A 16,030-nucleotide genomic window follows, 5' to 3' on the forward strand; every position below is an offset into this window, starting at 1 on the left:
AAAAATATAGAAAAAACTCATTTATTTAGCTAAGCAATCAATTTAAAGTTCGTGGAAAGTCACATAAAACTACTCTCTAAAAAACAAGTAAATATTGTCTTGGTTTATTGGTTTCCAGTTTTTTGCATGAAAACTGTTTTCACCCCAGTAAATTATAAGATTTACATGGTCTATTTTTATAGAATCTTTCCTTTGTGTTAATAGGTTTAAAGTGTCTTTACTTTGAGTAATACCATTCATTTTAAAATGACCATTTATTTCTGAAATAAAGTCACTTAATTCTTCAATTCTTTTAATTTCAACCTGTTCACTATCAGCTTTAGTAAGTTTATCCCATTTGTTTTCTAATTGTTTTTTTGAGTTACAACTTAATAAACTTAAAGAGAAGAATGTGATTAGTAATATGTTTGTTATTCTCATTTTATACCTTTTTCTTTTCCAAATGCCCATAATAATCCTTGAGTTATAAATGTTGGATAAACAGTTTCATGGTCTTCATTAGGAAAAACAATACTATTTACAGTCAGATTTTTATATGCCCTAGATTTTAACCTTTCTTCTAAAGTATTCATATCTGATACCATTTGAAACCCATTAGGGACGTTTTCCAAAGCTCCAATTCCCATGAATAAGTTGGCATCTAAATCAGAGTTATTTTCATAATATTTTTTTTCAATTTCAAAAATTGACTTATTATGATACCAAAGTGATGGGCTACCTGACATGTAGTAATCGAATGTATCTGGGTTACTAATTACCATGTAGTTAGCTAATAATCCTCCAAATGAATGTCCAGCAAAAGCTTTTTGGTTTAAATCAACTTTGTAATTACTACCTAAATAAGGTATAAGTTCATTTTTCATGAACATGATGAAATTATTTGCTTTTCCGGATTTTAACCTAGCTTCTTTAGAGTACCCATTTGGTTCATTAGGGGAATATGTAGGAGTATAATCACGAGTTCTTGATATGCCAAAATGCTCTCCTTTTGCGTATGAGATTCCAACAATAATTATTTCATCTATTTTGTTTGAAAATTTTAGTCTTGTATATATGCTAGATACAAGAGGAAAAGCATATCCAGCATCGGTAAGTACTAGAATTGGATATTGCTTCTTTGATTTAGAGTAACCTCTTGGCAACTTTATATATATGTCGTACTCTTTTTTTGTGTACTTTGACTTTAAGGATAATACTTCCGAGTTTGGAATAACAAATTTTCTTTTTTTTGTAGCTGAAAGAGTGTTTTCTATCTTTTCATCAATATGAATTTTAAAATCACCTTCAGCGTTTTTGTTTTCTTTTCTTGAGCATGAGTACGATATAAATAGGAAGATAAAAAGAATGGATTTCAGTAAACTCATTAAATTAATTTGTTTTATTAGAATTGTAGCTAATTCGTGTATATGCGGACAGCTAATTTTTTAGTTCGTCCAAAGATAAAAAAAATAGATGCGTGTGTAGAAAATGTTTGTTAGGTGCTGTGCTATAAAAAGAGAGAATTAAAAAACGCTGTTAGCATAAGTATTAACAGCGTTGGTTTGTAGAGGATGTATTTTAAATTTCCCCAATTTCTTGATATATCTTCTTTTTAGAGTTTTCAAAAATAGCTCCTCCAAACTCCTCATTATCTAAAGAAATAATGGTAATATCTTTAATACCCATAATTCCAAAAACAAACTTTAAATAGGTTGTTTGGAAGTTCATATGTTCGTTTTTTTCATTTTCACCATAGCCAGTATCACCTCGGCTTGATAGGATAAACATTTTTTTGTTTTTCAAAAGTCCTACATAATCACCATCGGGTGTTCCTGAGCGGAATTTCCATGTCTCATTAATTCTCATAAGTTGATCTATGTAAGCTTTTAATCCGCTTGGTATAGACCAATTGTACATAGGTGTTCCAAGAACATATACATCGTGTTCTTTAAACTCTTTAATTAGGTCATTGCTCAAAGCGACTCCTAATTGATTTTCTGCTGTTCTTTCTTCAGGCTTAATAAAGGCACTAGCAATCCATTTTTCGTTGATGTGAGGAATTTCTTTTAATCCAACTTCTCGGTACGAAAACGTATCGTCAGGATGCTTTTGTTGCCAATTATCTACAAAAAGCTGTGTTAGTTTTCTGCTGTGCGATTTTTGGTTTCTTACACTAGCATTGATAATAAGTACTTTGTTCATATCTTAATATAGTTTACATGATATGGCAAAGTTCGTTGTAGAAAAAGTAAAAAATATTGACCTAGTTTAAGATGGCTTATGTTTTTTACGAACTCTACTTAAAAACTCAGGAGTTACACCTAAGTACGAAGCAATTAAGTATTGAGGAACTTTGTCTGCTATTTTTGGGTAGTCTTTTATAAAATCAAGATACCGTTGTTCTGCATCATACACATTGTTGTGAATTATTCTTTTTTGCAAGCTACCAAGATAGTTTTCGAGTATAATTCTAAAAAAACGTTCAAGTTTAGGTACTTGCTTTAGCATTTCCTGAAAAGAATCATAACGTATTTGTAACAAGTTGGTTTTTTCTATTGCTTGGATATTATAAATAGAAGGTTGTTGCTTTTGAAAGCTATCAATATCTGTAGCCCACCAGTTTTCTATAGCAAAATATAAAACTTCTTCAGTTCCTGTAGCAGCGTTTATATAAAAGGCTTTAAGGGTTCCATTAATTACAAAATTATCGGTTCTACATACATCACCATTTCTTAGAAGATATGCTCCTTTTTCAAGAGTCTTTTCAGTCCAAAAACTTTTAATGATGCTTTCTTGTTCTGAAGTTAACTTAATGTATTTTGAAATTGATGTGATTAATGGTTCTATCATAATACAATAAATAAAGTTAGTAGGGGTGAAGGTAAGGACTAGACTAGAAGTTAGATTTAGAGTAAAAAGAAACGCCATTCCAACTAAAGAGAAGAATTCTCATTATTATTCAGAATGACGGTATTTTAGTAAATCATTAGTATTTTAATATTCTATTTTATCTTCTTTCTCAGACCATTTCTGGAAAGGTTCTAAAGCAATATCACGTCCTATTTGCTCAAACGGAATACTTCTCTTTTCGTATGGTAACGGAATTTCTTTGTATATAAACTCATCATCAAAACCAATGTTGGCAGCGTCTTGCTGATTACTTCCGTAAAAAACTTTATCAGGACGTGCCCAGTAAATAGCTCCTAAACACATAGGGCAAGGTTCACAAGAAGTATAAACAATACAACCATCTAACTGAAAAGAACCTATATTTTTACAAGCATCACGAATAGCAGTTACTTCTGCGTGAGCTGTTGGATCGTTGGTAGAGGTAACTTTGTTGTTTCCGCGCCCAATAACTTTACCATCTTTTACTACAATACAACCAAAAGGACCTCCTTCGTTGTTCTGCATTCCTTTTAAAGCTGCTTTTACAGCTTCACTCATATATTCTTCGTGTGTATTCATTGTTTAATTTTTAAAAAAAAGGATTACAAAACTAAGTCTTTTCTTTGGCTCAATTTAATAAATAAAATATTTTTTTAAGTGTAAGGTATAAATATTACTTACACTTGGTATCAAAAAAAAGCTCTTTATGACTGTAATTTAATAGTTTATGACATCTTTTTAACAAGCAAGAATAAAACTACCTAACTTGTAATTATTATTAAAAACTAATTAACAATGAAATTAGCAGCCAAACTTATTTTAAATGCAATGCTTGTAATGGGTGTTGTGTTTTTGAATTCTTGTAAAAAGAAGAAAAAAGAAAATGATGTTTTAGAACCAATAGCCAAAATGGCTTATAACCAAACAGTCAAAGATAGTTTATGTGAAAGTAATTGGTTTCCTCACACACAAACTCCACCTCCTGCAGAAGGAAAAGGAAGTCCGTTTGATGTATCGAGCACAACCAATGCAATTTTTCATCAATGGTCTTGGCAAAAGTTTTTATGGCTAACCAAACCAACCGATGAAGTTTCTTTGTTCTATATTTTAGTGAGGGGAGAACCAACTCCAATTAAAATAAAAGCACAAATACCGTTGTTTTTAAATCCAAAAGAAATGCATCAAGTAACGGCTCATATGCAAGATGTAAAACAAAAAGAAGGAGCTGCTTTAGTGTTGGTAGATACTGCCCAAGCAGGCCCTGGGGGTATTTTAAAAACAAACCCTGCGTATAACAAAGAAGGGGTTTCAGAAACAGTATTTTACTCAATTCACGTAAGCCCTACGATGAAAGAATCTTCAAGAAAGTATAGAGACTCTATAGTTAGCGGAACTTTAAGTGGAAATAACCAAGCATCTTTTCCGGTAGGTTCTTTAGAGTTAAAAGTATCATGGACACCAGTAACTGCAATTGCTGAAGAAGAGATAGGTAATTATTATACTACAGTGGCGGCTTTAAGTAGAGATGGAGAAACATATACGAATACTGAGGTAGCTTTATTAGGAATGCATGTTGTAGGTATTGTAGAGAATCATCCAGAATTTATTTGGGCTACGTTTGAACACGACGATTTAGCACCAAACTACAATTGGAAAGAAAACAAAGCAATTTCTGCTACTGATAAATTACTTTTTGAAAAAATTAATACTACTGGAATTGATGGAATTACATGGAGTAATGATAGTGTGAAATTACCATACAAAGCATACGATTTATTTAAGTATGGAGTTCCAAGAGATAGTGTAGGAAACTTTATGAAGACAAGTCAAGAAGAACCTATGAACTTTGATAATATAGAAAATATTAATACTTGTGTAAAAGAAAACTTAACCGATGTATGGAAAAACTATTTTTATAATGGTTCTCTATGGATTGATACTGATGGAATGACTCCTGAAGAACAAACCGCTAAAATAAATAGTTTGGGAGGAAACATAGGAAACGCAACACCAGATAGTACTTCAGTAGCAAGAGGATCTGTAAACTGTGCAAATGTTACCATGGAAACATACACGCAAACTTTTAAAAGTAGTTTAAAAGATATTGAAGCAGACAATTTAGCAAACTGTTTTAGTTGTCATAATACAGTTGGTTTTTCAGATAATAAATCACCATTGTATATAAGTCATGTGTTTAACGCTTACTTATTAAGAGGACAAGGAAAAACATTTAATGAAGTTGAAGCTATTAAAGCGAAGCAAGAAGTAGAAGACTTTATGAAAAACAGCTTAAAGTAACGTTTTTAAGATTGACTTTACAAAAAAGCCTCTCCAGTTTATAGTAAATTGAAGAGGTTTACTTTGATATTTAATACATAGGTAGATGAATAACTCTTATTTTAGGATTAACTATCTAATTTTAGGATTAACTATCTAAAATGTATATAATTATTGTGCACGTAACAGGAGTCGAACCTGCACTTCCGTTGGAAACAAGCCCCTCAAGCCTGCGCGTCTACCAATTCCGCCATACGTGCATAAACTAAAAAAGTTAAGCATGTGCTTAACTTTTTGTGACCGGGCTGGGGCTCGAACCCAGGACCCTCTCCTTAAAAGGGAGATGCTCTACCAACTGAGCTACCCGGTCATTGCTTCTTTGTGAAAGCGGTTGCAAATATACAACTGTTCTTTGAATCAAAAAAGCTTTTTTGTAATATTTTTTACTCATATTTGTAACTGCTTAATTACTAGATTATGAAAATTGTATTATTAGGGTATATGGCGAGCGGAAAATCGACTGTTGGACGAGTTTTAGCCGAAAAAATGCAAATTCCGTTTATAGATTTAGATGAATATATAGAGGAAAAGGAAGGTAAAACAGTTTCTGAGATTTTTGAAAATAATGGAGAAATCTATTTTAGGAAACAAGAACACGTATACCTAAAAGAACTTTTAGAGAAACAAAACAAATTTATTTTGTCTTTAGGAGGCGGTACTCCTTGTTATGCAGGGAATATGGATGTATTATTAAGTGTTAATGATGTGAAATCTGTATATTTAAAAACAAATATCACTACCATTGTAGATAGGCTAACGAACGAAAAAAGTAAACGCCCACTGGTAGCTCGCCTAAACAAAGACGAGTTGTCAGAGTTTGTTGCTAAGCACTTGTTTGAAAGAAGCTACTTTTATAATAAAGCAACATATAAATTAATAGTTGATAATAAAAGCATACATGAAACAGTAGAGGAGTTAGAAAAATTACTAAGTTAAGTAAGCAATTGTTTCATTAACCTTAAACTCTACAACTACATGTTCTTTAATAGAAGTTGATAAAGAAATTCCTTTAAAATCAGCTTTTACAGGATACTTTTTATGATTTCTATTAACTAATACAGCTGTTTTAAATCTTTTTAAAGGAACTTCTAAAAAATGCTTTACACCATATATTAAAGTTGTTCCTGAATTTAAAACATCATCTACTAAAACTAATGCTTTATTTTGATATTCTTCACTCTTAATAGAAGTAGTAATTGGACTGATAGGATTTTTTTTATCGATAGAAACTTTGCATAAAGTTATTGATAAAGGAGAGATGTCACTTAAAATAGTCGAAATTTTTTCTGCTAAAAAATATCCATTATCAGCAATACCAGCTATAATAATTTCTTTTTCGTCGCTATTGCTTTCGTAAATTTGAAAAGCAATTCGACGAATTTTTTGTTCAACTTGAGTATTATTTAAAATGATATTATTTAAGGCTGTCATAGTTAGTTAACTTTAACTTAGTTTTGGTTTACAAATTAACATCATTTTTATTAGAATCTTCATAATAATCATCAATATCACGACGATCTTTTTTGGTAGGGCGCCCTGTTCCTTTTTTACGATAATAATCTTTAGCGTATTTTAATAACTCAGTTTTTTCAAACTCTTCTTTAGGGGTTATGTCTTTTCTATATAAATCAACCAATTTAGCTCCAACTCGATTGGGTGGAATATCTAACACCTTTATTTTGTAATTAATTTGATTTTTTCGAATAGTTATTTCTTCGTTACCAAATATTTCTTTTGATGGCTTTAGGTTAGTGCCTTCTATTTTAACATGCCCTTTTTTACAAGCATCTGTGGCAATACTACGGGTTTTAAACAAGCGAATACACCACAAATATTTGTCAATTCTCATATAAAAAGTTAATTTTTATCGTTTCATTTTTTACAAAGGTATAAAAATGGTAAATTGCGCGTTAAAATTTCAGAATTAAATGATAAAATTTAAACATGTATTTTATACAGCCATTATAGGTACTCTTTTGTATGCTTGTGGAAGTGATAGCAACTCTTTAGTTGACAATTTTGACCATGAAGCTCAAGCTTTGAAAGATAAAGATTCGATAGCAAAATTTTTAAAGAATTATTATTTTGATGATACAATAGATTCTATAAAACCTATAATTGCTGGTAAAACACCATTGTCAGAAGATAGTAGGTTAATAAAAAAGACACATACAGAAAACGATATTGAATATGATTTATATCATTTAGTCATAGAAGAAGGACAATCTCCGAAAGGTAACCCTACAGAGTTAGACTCTGTTCTAACTAACTATCAAGTATGGTATACAACTAAAGTAGATCAACTAGAGTTAAGTCAAACAGGAACTACTCCAATTTGGTGGAATTTGACATTATCAGGAAGTCAGTTCGATGCTCCTACGCCTATTAGAGGGTGGACTTTAGGAATTCCAAACTTTAAAGCAGGCATTAACACATCTAGCCAAGGAGAGCCTATTTCTTATGATAAATTTGGAAAAGGAATTTTGATTGTTCCTTCAGGCTTAGCTTATAGAAATTCGGTAAATGGAGGAATACCTGCCAATTCTCAGTTAATCTTTTATATTGATTTATTCGACTTTGTAGAAGATACAGATCATGATAGAGATGGAGTACCTTCTATATTAGAAGATTTAGATGGAGATGGAAACCCTAGAAATGATGATACTGATGGAGATAATATTCCTAATTACTTAGATACAGATGATGATGGAGATGGAGTTTTATCAAAAGACGAGGATAAAAATGGAGATGGAAACCCAGCTAACGATTTTAGTGATCCAAATAAGCCTACGATACCAGATTATCTAAACAGGGATATTTTTTAAGGTAAAAAAGTAAAATAAAAAAAACCGAAGTCTTAGACTTCGGTTTTTTTTATGTTTAAAATTTAAAAGTTAGAACCTATATGATAAACCTATAATAATTTGGTTTATACGAGTATCAAAATTTACATTTTCACTAATATTATTATCTACAAATTTAGACTCAGTATCAGACAAAGCTCTTTCCCAACGTACATCTAATCCCAACTTACCAAGTTCAACACCAGCTCCTAACTGTAAACCAACTGAAAAACCGTCAGAATTTACTTGTTTAAGATCTTTAAAGTTAAAATCAGAGTCTAAAATATATTGAAAAGATGGTCCAGCAAAAACATGTCCTACTTTTAAAAAGTTTAAACCTAATAAAACAGGAATATCTATTTTTTGAATTTCATAAGAGACATTCTGGTTATTTGTTGAGTTGTTTGATTTTCCTTCTGGATAATAAACAACATTATTATTCAATTGTGTATATACCAATTCAGGTCTAATATATAAACCAGTAGCTGGTAATTTTATACGTAACCAAGCACCAGCATGAAAACCTGTTTTACTTTTGGCCCCATCAAAGACATCATTTTTTACATCAGAAAAAGAGTCAGAATTGTAGTTAATACCTCCTTTAATACCTCCTTGTATTTGGCTTTGTGCTAACTGTGAGCCTCCAATTAGAAGACATAAGATAAAAATTGCTTTTTTCATTTGTTTTTAATTTACACTATTATAATTGAGTTAAATATTTACTTTTATATAAAAAAATACATCACTTTAAACCTTAAAAGTGATGTATTTATTGTTTAGTTGTTTATGTTTTTTATTTTCTAGAAATAACTTTTTCAACTGCTTTTACTATAGCTTCGTCATTTAAACCATATTTTTTCATTAACTGATCTGGAGTAGCAGATTCACCAAAACTATCGTTTACAGCAACAAACTCTTGTGGAGTAGGGGCGTTGGTAGCTAAACAACGTGCTACACTTTCTCCTAAGCCTCCATATTTGTTATGCTCTTCAGCAGTAACTATACAGCCTGTTTTAGCAACAGATTTTAAGATAGCTTCTTCATCTAATGGCTTAATAGTATGAATGTTTATTACTTCAGCAGAAATACCTTTAACTTCTAATTGTTCAGCAGCTTGTAAAGCTTCCCATACTAAGTGACCTGTAGCAACAATAGTAACATCATTACCTTCAGTAAGTTGAATTGCTTTTCCTATTTCAAAAGGTTGATCGGTCATAAATACTGGTACTTTTGGACGCCCAAAACGTAAATACACAGGTCCCTCATGTTCTGCAATAGCTAAAGTCGCAGCTTTAGTTTGGCTGTAATCACAAGTATTTATAACAGTCATACCTGGTAACATTTTCATTAATCCAATGTCTTCTAAAATTTGGTGTGTCGCTCCGTCTTCACCTAAAGTTAACCCAGCGTGAGAAGCACAAATTTTTACATTTTTATCAGAATAAGCAACTGATTGACGAATTTGATCATAAACTCTACCAGTTGAAAAGTTTGCGAATGTACCTGTAAAAGGAATTTTTCCTCCAATAGTTAATCCAGCAGCAATTCCAATCATATTAGCCTCGGCAATTCCTACTTGATAAAAACGCTCAGGGTGATTTTCAGCAAATTCATTCATTTTTAATGAACCTGTTAAATCAGCACATAAAGCTACAACATTAGGGTTTCTCTGTCCTAATTCTGTTAAACCATCACCAAACCCAGAACGGGTATCTTTTTTTTCAGTATAAGTATATTTTTTCATCAGTTTGTGTTGTGTAAATACGCATCAAAAATAATCTTTTATATAGATGTAAAGCTACAATTTTGATAATTCTTTGTAAAGTTTATGAACAGGAAACCCCATAACATTAAAATAACTTCCTTCAATTTTTGTTATTCCTATTTTACCAATCCATTCTTGAATACCATAGGCTCCCGCTTTATCAAACGGTTGGTACGTTTTTATATAGTAATCAATTTCATCGTCTAAAAGTTCTTTAAAACTGACTATAGTGGTGTCATTTACAGTTTTTTGAAATGATTTGTTAGTAATACATATAGAGGTAATAACTTTATGTGTAGTGTTAGATAGTTTTTTAAGCATTTGGAACGCCTCATTGTAATTTTTAGGTTTTCCTAAGGCTTCATTATTTATCCATACAATGGTGTCTGATGTTATTAATAACTCATTTTCTTTTAAATCTTTTTTAAAAGGAATAGCTTTTAAATCAGCCAAAAAGTCAGTTATTTCTGTTTGCTGCAATTCCTCAGGATAAATTTCTTCTATATCTTTGATTTTAACAGTAAAAGGAATATTTAAGCTTTTAATAAGTTCTTGTCTTCTCGGAGAGCTTGAGGCAAGAATAATAGAATACTGTGATAATTTAGTTGATAACATATTTAATATAATAAGATATAGTAGGAACACTTAAAAGAGCAAGAAAAAAACTTATATAGCTTATTTTTAATAAATTATTATAGTCTTTGCTTTCTGAAGCTAACATTAGTTTATATATAAAATATAGTTCAGGGAGTATTCCTAGCAGCATAATAGTTGAAAAAATAAATTTATTTTTTAAAAAGGCAACAGCAACAGAAAACACAAATAAACAAGCTATAAACGAAAGCATCAAGGCAATATCTTTAGCCCTTTTTCTACCAAGTAAAACAGGTAGGGTATTTTGTTTATTTATATTGTCATGGTTTACGTTAATAATATCAATAATTATTTCTATGACCATATTGCTAAGAAAAGAAATAATTACGTAACCTATGGTTATCAACTGGAGGTTATAAAATAATTCCCATTGTTCTATAGATAAGTTTAATGGGAAATCAAACCACCAAAGCATAAGTAAGGCAAAAGGTTTTAAAAAAGAAGTAACAATGTTACTAAAAAAGGTTTTCTGGATATTGTTTTTTGAATATAGGTGTACAACTATTGGACAAATTATAAAAATAAGACCATACCATATTTTATTTACCTTTAGTGATACAATTAAGCCTACTAAAATTCCAAATATCATTAATAAAATAGATACTTTTTTTATCTTATTTAAAGGGAGTCTGGTTTTTTTTTGTTTGTTTCTAAAAAAAAAGCTAGTTAAGTAACCAGAAGCTAATAAGAAAGCACTTGAAATAGATAGTAAACCAAGATCAAAAAAAGAGAGAGTTGTTTCAAAACCATAACCATATAAAAAAGAATACTTAAATAGAAATAAAATAAAAATAAAATATATAATTTTTTTCCATTGTATGATATTTAAGAAAGTATCATTCATTTAGTTAAAAGCCTTTTTTATTCTGGCTAAATCACGTTTATTATCACGATCTTTAATATTTTGTCTTTTATCATGGGTTTTCTTTCCTTTAGCTAGAGCAATATCTAATTTAGCCCAACCACTTTCGTTAATGAATAAACGCAAAGGAACAATTGTATTACCTTTAGCTTCAACTTCCTTTTCAAGTTTTTTTAATTCACGTTTATTAAGTAGTAAACGGCGCTCACTTTTGGGATTATGGTTGTAATGATGCCCAAAGGCATACTCTTCGATGTACATATTTACAACAAAAAGCTCTCCTTTATCGTTAAACTCGCAAAAGCTCTCAGTAATTCGAGCTTTGCTTTGTCGTATTGATTTTATTTCAGTACCTGTGAGCTGAATTCCTGCTGTGTATTTATCAAGTATCTCGTATTCAAAACGAGCCTTTTTATTCTGTATGTTAATTTTTTTTTGCATAAAATAAAACACAAATATAACTATAATTTTAAGTTGTTAAATAAAATTATTAAGCTATGATTTAAGTCATGTTTTTAGGGAAGTGTGGAGTGTAATTTTGCTCAAAATTAAAACTTATAATCATGAAAAAAATTATATTAAGTATTGTATTAGGAACATTGTTTTTTAGTAATGTAAATGCTCAAGAAAATGCTAAGACAAATGATTTTAAAAAATGGCAAGCTCGTTTTAGATGGGTAAGTGTTTTACCAAATGAATCTGCAACAATTGGTACTATTGGAGGAGATGTTGAAATAGGTAAAAATTTTATTCCAGAATTAGACTTTACTTACTATTTTACTCAAAATATAGCAGCTGAATTAATTTTAGGAACAACTAATCACGATGTAAAAGCAGTAAACACAGCCTTGGGAAATGTTAATTTAGGTGATGTTTGGTTATTACCTCCAACATTAACGCTACAATACCATTTTAATATAAGTGATTTTAAACCTTATGTTGGGGCAGGTGTTAACTATACTGTTTTTTACGATGCTAATCCAGGAGCTGTGGTTGATGTAGATTATGAAAATAGTTTTGGGTATGCACTTCAGTTAGGTTTTGATTACGATTTAGACGATACTTGGTTTTTAAACGTAGATGCAAAATATATAGGACTAAGTACAGATGTTTCTGTAAATGCAGGTGTAGCGACAGTACCAGCAGAAGTAGATATAAACCCGTTACTTATTGGTTTTGGAGTAGGTATGAGGTTTTAAACCAATAAATTTTAATTCCTTTTATAGAGCTACTTAATTGTAGCTCTTTTTTTATGTTAAACTTAACAAGTAAAATTAATGAATACTTGTAAATTTGTTTATGATTATAATGACTAAAATAAACAACATTTTATGAGATATTTATACATTTTATTATTTTTATCAATAGTTTCTTGTAAACCAAAATTTACTGCCCAAGAAATAATTGATAAGTCAATAGCATACTCTAGGTTGAACGAAATTGGAGATGCTACAATTTCCTTTGATTTCAGAAAAAATAATTATAAAGCAGTCAGAAATAACGGTGCTTTTAAATTAGTTAGAACTATAAAAAATGACTCGGTAAGAATAAAAGATGTGTTGTCAAATGACAATTTTGAGCGTTTTGTAAATGATAGCTTAGTTGAGCTAACGGAAAAAGATGAAAATCGTTATAGAAACTCTGTAAACTCAGTTCACTATTTTTCAGTTTTACCTTTTGGATTGAATGATAAAGCTGTTCAAAAAAAGCTATTAGAATCAGTTAAAGTTAAAGGAAAAGAGTATTATAAAATTAGAATAACATTTACAGAAGAAGGAGGAGGAGATGATTTTGATGATGTATTTATATATTGGTTTGCTAAAGATAATTTTCAACTAGATTATTTAGCGTATAAATATCATACAAATGGAGGAGGAGTACGCTTTAGAGATATAAAAGAGGAAAAAATAATAAACGGAATTCGTTTTGTTGATTATAACAACTATAAACCTTTAGAAGATGGTATTGACTTTTATATCATTGATAAACTTTATGAAGAAGGTAAACTAAAAAAAGTTTCTGAAATCGTACTAAATAATATTGTAGTAAATTAAAAAAAGGGAGTTAAAAACTCCCTTTTTTTATTCAAAATTAGTTATTAACTAAATCCGATTGATTTCTAAATACCAGCTCATCATCAAAAGCATCTAGTAAAATAATACTATCAGTAGTTACTTGTCCAGATAAAATTTCTTTAGATAACTGATTTAAAACTTCTTTTTGAATAACACGTTTTACAGGACGCGCGCCAAACTCTGGTTGGTATCCCTTTGTAGCTAAGTAATTGATAGCCTCATCTGTAGCGTCAAAAATAATGTTTTGTTGCGCAATCATCTTTTTAACATTATTCAATTGTAGTTTTACAATTTCTTTAATATTATTCTCTGATAATGGAGTGAACATGATAATATCGTCAATTCTATTCAAAAATTCAGGTCTTACAGATTGTTTTAATAAACCTAAAACTTCTGTTTTAGCTAAATCTATAGTAGTATCAATGTCTCCCTTCATATTATCAAATTTCTCTTGAATAATGTGGCTGCCCATATTGGAGGTCATAATAATTATGGTATTTTTAAAATCAGCAATACGTCCTTTATTATCCGTTAACCTACCTTCATCTAGTACTTGTAATAAAATATTAAAAGTATCAGGATGTGCTTTTTCAATCTCATCTAATAATACAACTGAATACGGTTTTCTTCTAACAGCTTCAGTTAGTTGTCCGCCTTCATCATATCCAACATACCCAGGAGGTGCACCAACCAATCTGCTTACTGAATGTCGTTCTTGATATTCACTCATATCAATACGTGTCATGGCATTTTCATCATCAAATAAATATTCAGCAAGAGCTTTGGCTAACTCAGTTTTACCGACTCCAGTTGTTCCCAGGAACAAGAAAGAACCAATAGGTTTGTCAGGGTTCTGTAATCCTGACCTAGAACGGCGTACAGCATCAGAAACTGCTTCAATAGCTTCTTCTTGACCAACAACACGTTTATGTAGTTCATCTTCTAGTTTTAACAACTTCTCACGCTCAGATTGTAACATTTTAGTAACAGGAACTCCGGTCCATTTAGCTACAACTTCAGCAATATCGTCATAGGTTACTTCTTCTTTAATTAAAGAGTTTCCTTGTTGATTTGCTAAGATATCTTGTTGTTTATCTAGCTCTTCTTGTGCTTCTTTAATTTTACCATAACGTAATTCAGCTACTTTACCATAATCACCATTGCGCTCAGCTTTTTCAGCTTCGTGTTTATAGTTTTCTATATCAGTTTTTAAGTTCTGAATAGTATCTACAACACTTTTTTCAGATTGCCACTTGGCATTGATTTCATTACGCTCTTCCTTTAAATTAGCTAAATCGGCATTTAAAGATTTTAACTTAGTTTCATCGTTTTCACGTTTAATGGCTTCAATTTCAATTTCTAACTGCATTATTTTACGATCAAGTACATCTAATTCTTCTGGTTTAGAATTGATTTCCATACGTAATTTAGAAGCAGCTTCATCCATTAAGTCAATCGCTTTATCTGGTAAAAAACGATTGGTAATATAACGTTGGGATAATTCTACGGCTCCAATAATGGCTTCGTCTTTTATTCGAACCTTATGGTGTGTTTCATATTTATCTTTAATACCACGTAAAATAGAAATAGCACTTTCTGTATCTGGTTCATCTACCATCACTTTTTGAAAACGACGTTCTAAAGCTTTGTCTTTTTCAAAGTATTTTTGATATTCATCTAGAGTAGTAGCTCCAATAGCTCTTAATTCTCCACGTGCTAAAGCAGGTTTTAAAATATTAGCAGCATCCATTGCACCTTGACCAGCACCAGCACCTACTAAAGTGTGAATTTCATCAATAAATAATACGATGTCTCCTTCAGACTTTGTTACTTCTTTTACTACAGATTTTAAACGTTCTTCAAATTCACCTTTATATTTAGCTCCAGCAATTAGTGCTCCCATGTCTAAAGAAAAAATTTGTTTTTCTTTAAGGTTTTCAGGAACGTCACCACGAATGATTCTGTGTGCTAAACCTTCAGCTATTGCAGTTTTACCTGTACCAGGCTCCCCAACTAGAATCGGGTTGTTTTTAGTTCTACGTGATAAAATTTGTAATAAACGTCTAATTTCTTCATCACGACCAATTACAGGATCTAATTTTCCGTCTTGTGCTAACTGATTTAAGTTTTTAGCATATTTATTTAAAGAATTATAAGTTTCTTCGGCACTTTGTGAGGTCACACGATTTCCTTTACGTAATTCTTCAATTGCTGCTTTTAAACTTTTTTCTGAAACACCTTGATCTTTTAAAACTTGTGCTATTTGACTTTTAGATTTAAAAATAGCTAAAATTAAATGCTCAATAGAAACATATTCATCGTTCATTTTCTTAGCAATAATAGATGCTTCATTTAATGTTTTATTAGCTTCACGAGAAAGCATTAAGTCAGCACCAGTAACTTTAGAAAAACTTTCTAATTGCTTATCTAATATTTGTTGTATAACAGTTACATTTATATTGAGTTTCTTTAAAATGAAAGGAAGTACATTTTCGTCGACTAAAAATAAAGCTTTGAAGATGTGTTCATTTTCTATAAGGTTGTTACCATAACTTTGCGCTAATTGTTGCGCTTGTTGTATGGTTTCTTGTGATTTTATTGTATAATTGTTAAAATTCATATCGTT

The 16,030-nt window shown here is 30.6% G+C and carries 18 protein-coding genes and 2 tRNA genes; 5 read left to right on the forward strand and 15 right to left on the reverse strand.

The features are described 5' to 3' along the window. Positions 1-69 precede the first annotated feature (69 nt). The 5 genes from ABHQ57_RS09495 to ABHQ57_RS09515 all read right to left on the reverse strand — a co-directional run bounded on the left by ABHQ57_RS09495 (position 70) and on the right by ABHQ57_RS09515 (position 3,447). Complete coding sequence (locus ABHQ57_RS09495; protein WP_167713836.1) at positions 70-420, reverse strand: hypothetical protein; 351 nt, start codon at positions 418-420, stop codon at positions 70-72. After that, positions 417-1,364 carry an alpha/beta hydrolase gene (locus ABHQ57_RS09500; protein ID WP_167713835.1) on the reverse strand — a complete coding sequence of 316 codons (948 nt, stop codon included), beginning with the start codon at positions 1,362-1,364 and terminating at the stop codon, positions 417-419. Before ABHQ57_RS09500 ends, ABHQ57_RS09495 begins: the two co-directional genes overlap by 4 nt. A gap of 193 nt (positions 1,365-1,557) precedes the next feature. After that, positions 1,558-2,181: an FMN-dependent NADH-azoreductase gene (locus tag ABHQ57_RS09505; protein ID WP_167713834.1), complete on the reverse strand. Its 624-nt coding sequence runs from the start codon at positions 2,179-2,181 to the stop codon at positions 1,558-1,560. A 66-nt stretch (positions 2,182-2,247) separates the two neighbouring features. Continuing rightward, complete coding sequence (locus ABHQ57_RS09510) at positions 2,248-2,829, reverse strand: Crp/Fnr family transcriptional regulator (RefSeq protein ID WP_167713833.1); 582 nt, start codon at positions 2,827-2,829, stop codon at positions 2,248-2,250. Between the two features lie 144 nt (positions 2,830-2,973). After that, entirely contained in the window at positions 2,974-3,447 is a 474-nt protein-coding gene (locus ABHQ57_RS09515; protein ID WP_073184040.1) for a nucleoside deaminase, read from the reverse strand. A gap of 216 nt (positions 3,448-3,663) precedes the next feature. On the opposite strand from ABHQ57_RS09515, the gene ABHQ57_RS09520 reads away from it, so the two are divergent. Further along, on the forward strand, positions 3,664-5,166 hold the full coding sequence (locus ABHQ57_RS09520; protein ID WP_053056660.1) for a hypothetical protein: 1,503 nt from the start codon (positions 3,664-3,666) through the stop codon (positions 5,164-5,166). A gap of 156 nt (positions 5,167-5,322) precedes the next feature. Here ABHQ57_RS09520 and ABHQ57_RS09525 read toward each other — a convergent pair. Together ABHQ57_RS09525 and ABHQ57_RS09530 are read right to left on the reverse strand one after the other, a co-directional pair. Continuing rightward, a tRNA-Leu gene (locus ABHQ57_RS09525) sits at positions 5,323-5,405 on the reverse strand. A gap of 37 nt (positions 5,406-5,442) precedes the next feature. Then, a tRNA-Lys gene (locus tag ABHQ57_RS09530) sits at positions 5,443-5,515 on the reverse strand. A 107-nt stretch (positions 5,516-5,622) separates the two neighbouring features. Here ABHQ57_RS09530 and ABHQ57_RS09535 point away from each other — a divergent pair. Then, the gene (locus ABHQ57_RS09535) at positions 5,623-6,141 is read left to right on the forward strand and encodes a shikimate kinase (RefSeq protein ID WP_047788817.1); all 519 of its coding nucleotides are present in this window, start codon (positions 5,623-5,625) and stop codon (positions 6,139-6,141) included. Here ABHQ57_RS09535 and ABHQ57_RS09540 read toward each other — a convergent pair. Then, positions 6,133-6,636 carry a phosphoribosyltransferase domain-containing protein gene (locus ABHQ57_RS09540; protein ID WP_073184038.1) on the reverse strand — a complete coding sequence of 168 codons (504 nt, stop codon included), beginning with the start codon at positions 6,634-6,636 and terminating at the stop codon, positions 6,133-6,135. The genes ABHQ57_RS09535 and ABHQ57_RS09540 overlap by 9 nt on opposite strands. 28 nt (positions 6,637-6,664) lie before the next feature. Continuing rightward, complete coding sequence (locus tag ABHQ57_RS09545) at positions 6,665-7,054, reverse strand: RNA-binding S4 domain-containing protein (protein WP_047788815.1); 390 nt, start codon at positions 7,052-7,054, stop codon at positions 6,665-6,667. A gap of 79 nt (positions 7,055-7,133) precedes the next feature. On the opposite strand from ABHQ57_RS09545, the gene ABHQ57_RS09550 reads away from it, so the two are divergent. Then, positions 7,134-8,030, forward strand: a complete 897-nt coding sequence (locus ABHQ57_RS09550) for an FKBP-type peptidyl-prolyl cis-trans isomerase (RefSeq protein ID WP_047788814.1) — start codon at positions 7,134-7,136, stop codon at positions 8,028-8,030. A 69-nt stretch (positions 8,031-8,099) separates the two neighbouring features. Here the strand turns inward: ABHQ57_RS09550 and ABHQ57_RS09555 are convergent, their stop codons facing one another. The 5 genes from ABHQ57_RS09555 to smpB all read right to left on the reverse strand — a co-directional run bounded on the left by ABHQ57_RS09555 (position 8,100) and on the right by smpB (position 11,770). Further along, positions 8,100-8,729, reverse strand: coding sequence for a porin family protein (locus tag ABHQ57_RS09555; protein WP_159614970.1), 630 nt, complete (start codon positions 8,727-8,729; stop codon positions 8,100-8,102). A gap of 112 nt (positions 8,730-8,841) precedes the next feature. Further along, positions 8,842-9,792: a transketolase family protein gene (locus ABHQ57_RS09560; RefSeq protein WP_047788812.1), complete on the reverse strand. Its 951-nt coding sequence runs from the start codon at positions 9,790-9,792 to the stop codon at positions 8,842-8,844. Positions 9,793-9,846: 54 nt separating this feature from the next. Beyond that, complete coding sequence (locus tag ABHQ57_RS09565; RefSeq protein WP_159614969.1) at positions 9,847-10,428, reverse strand: Maf-like protein; 582 nt, start codon at positions 10,426-10,428, stop codon at positions 9,847-9,849. Then, entirely contained in the window at positions 10,415-11,311 is an 897-nt protein-coding gene (locus tag ABHQ57_RS09570; RefSeq protein WP_073184031.1) for a UbiA family prenyltransferase, read from the reverse strand. Before ABHQ57_RS09570 ends, ABHQ57_RS09565 begins: the two co-directional genes overlap by 14 nt. Continuing rightward, complete coding sequence (gene smpB / locus ABHQ57_RS09575) at positions 11,312-11,770, reverse strand: SsrA-binding protein SmpB (RefSeq protein ID WP_047788809.1); 459 nt, start codon at positions 11,768-11,770, stop codon at positions 11,312-11,314. 122 nt (positions 11,771-11,892) lie between these two features. Here smpB and ABHQ57_RS09580 point away from each other — a divergent pair, with 122 nt between their 5' ends. Beyond that, positions 11,893-12,528, forward strand: coding sequence for an OmpW family protein (locus ABHQ57_RS09580; RefSeq protein WP_159614968.1), 636 nt, complete (start codon positions 11,893-11,895; stop codon positions 12,526-12,528). A 132-nt stretch (positions 12,529-12,660) separates the two neighbouring features. Then, positions 12,661-13,383 (forward strand): DUF6503 family protein, encoded by a 723-nt coding sequence (locus ABHQ57_RS09585; RefSeq protein ID WP_167713831.1) that lies wholly within the window; start codon positions 12,661-12,663, stop codon positions 13,381-13,383. 37 nt (positions 13,384-13,420) lie between these two features. Here the strand turns inward: ABHQ57_RS09585 and clpB are convergent, their stop codons facing one another. Further along, complete coding sequence (gene clpB / locus ABHQ57_RS09590) at positions 13,421-16,024, reverse strand: ATP-dependent chaperone ClpB (protein ID WP_167713830.1); 2,604 nt, start codon at positions 16,022-16,024, stop codon at positions 13,421-13,423. Positions 16,025-16,030: the final 6 nt, after the last annotated feature.

This window comes from Tenacibaculum sp. ZH5_bin.1 (genome assembly GCF_042865525.1).
Classification (GTDB): domain Bacteria; phylum Bacteroidota; class Bacteroidia; order Flavobacteriales; family Flavobacteriaceae; genus Polaribacter; species Polaribacter mesophilus.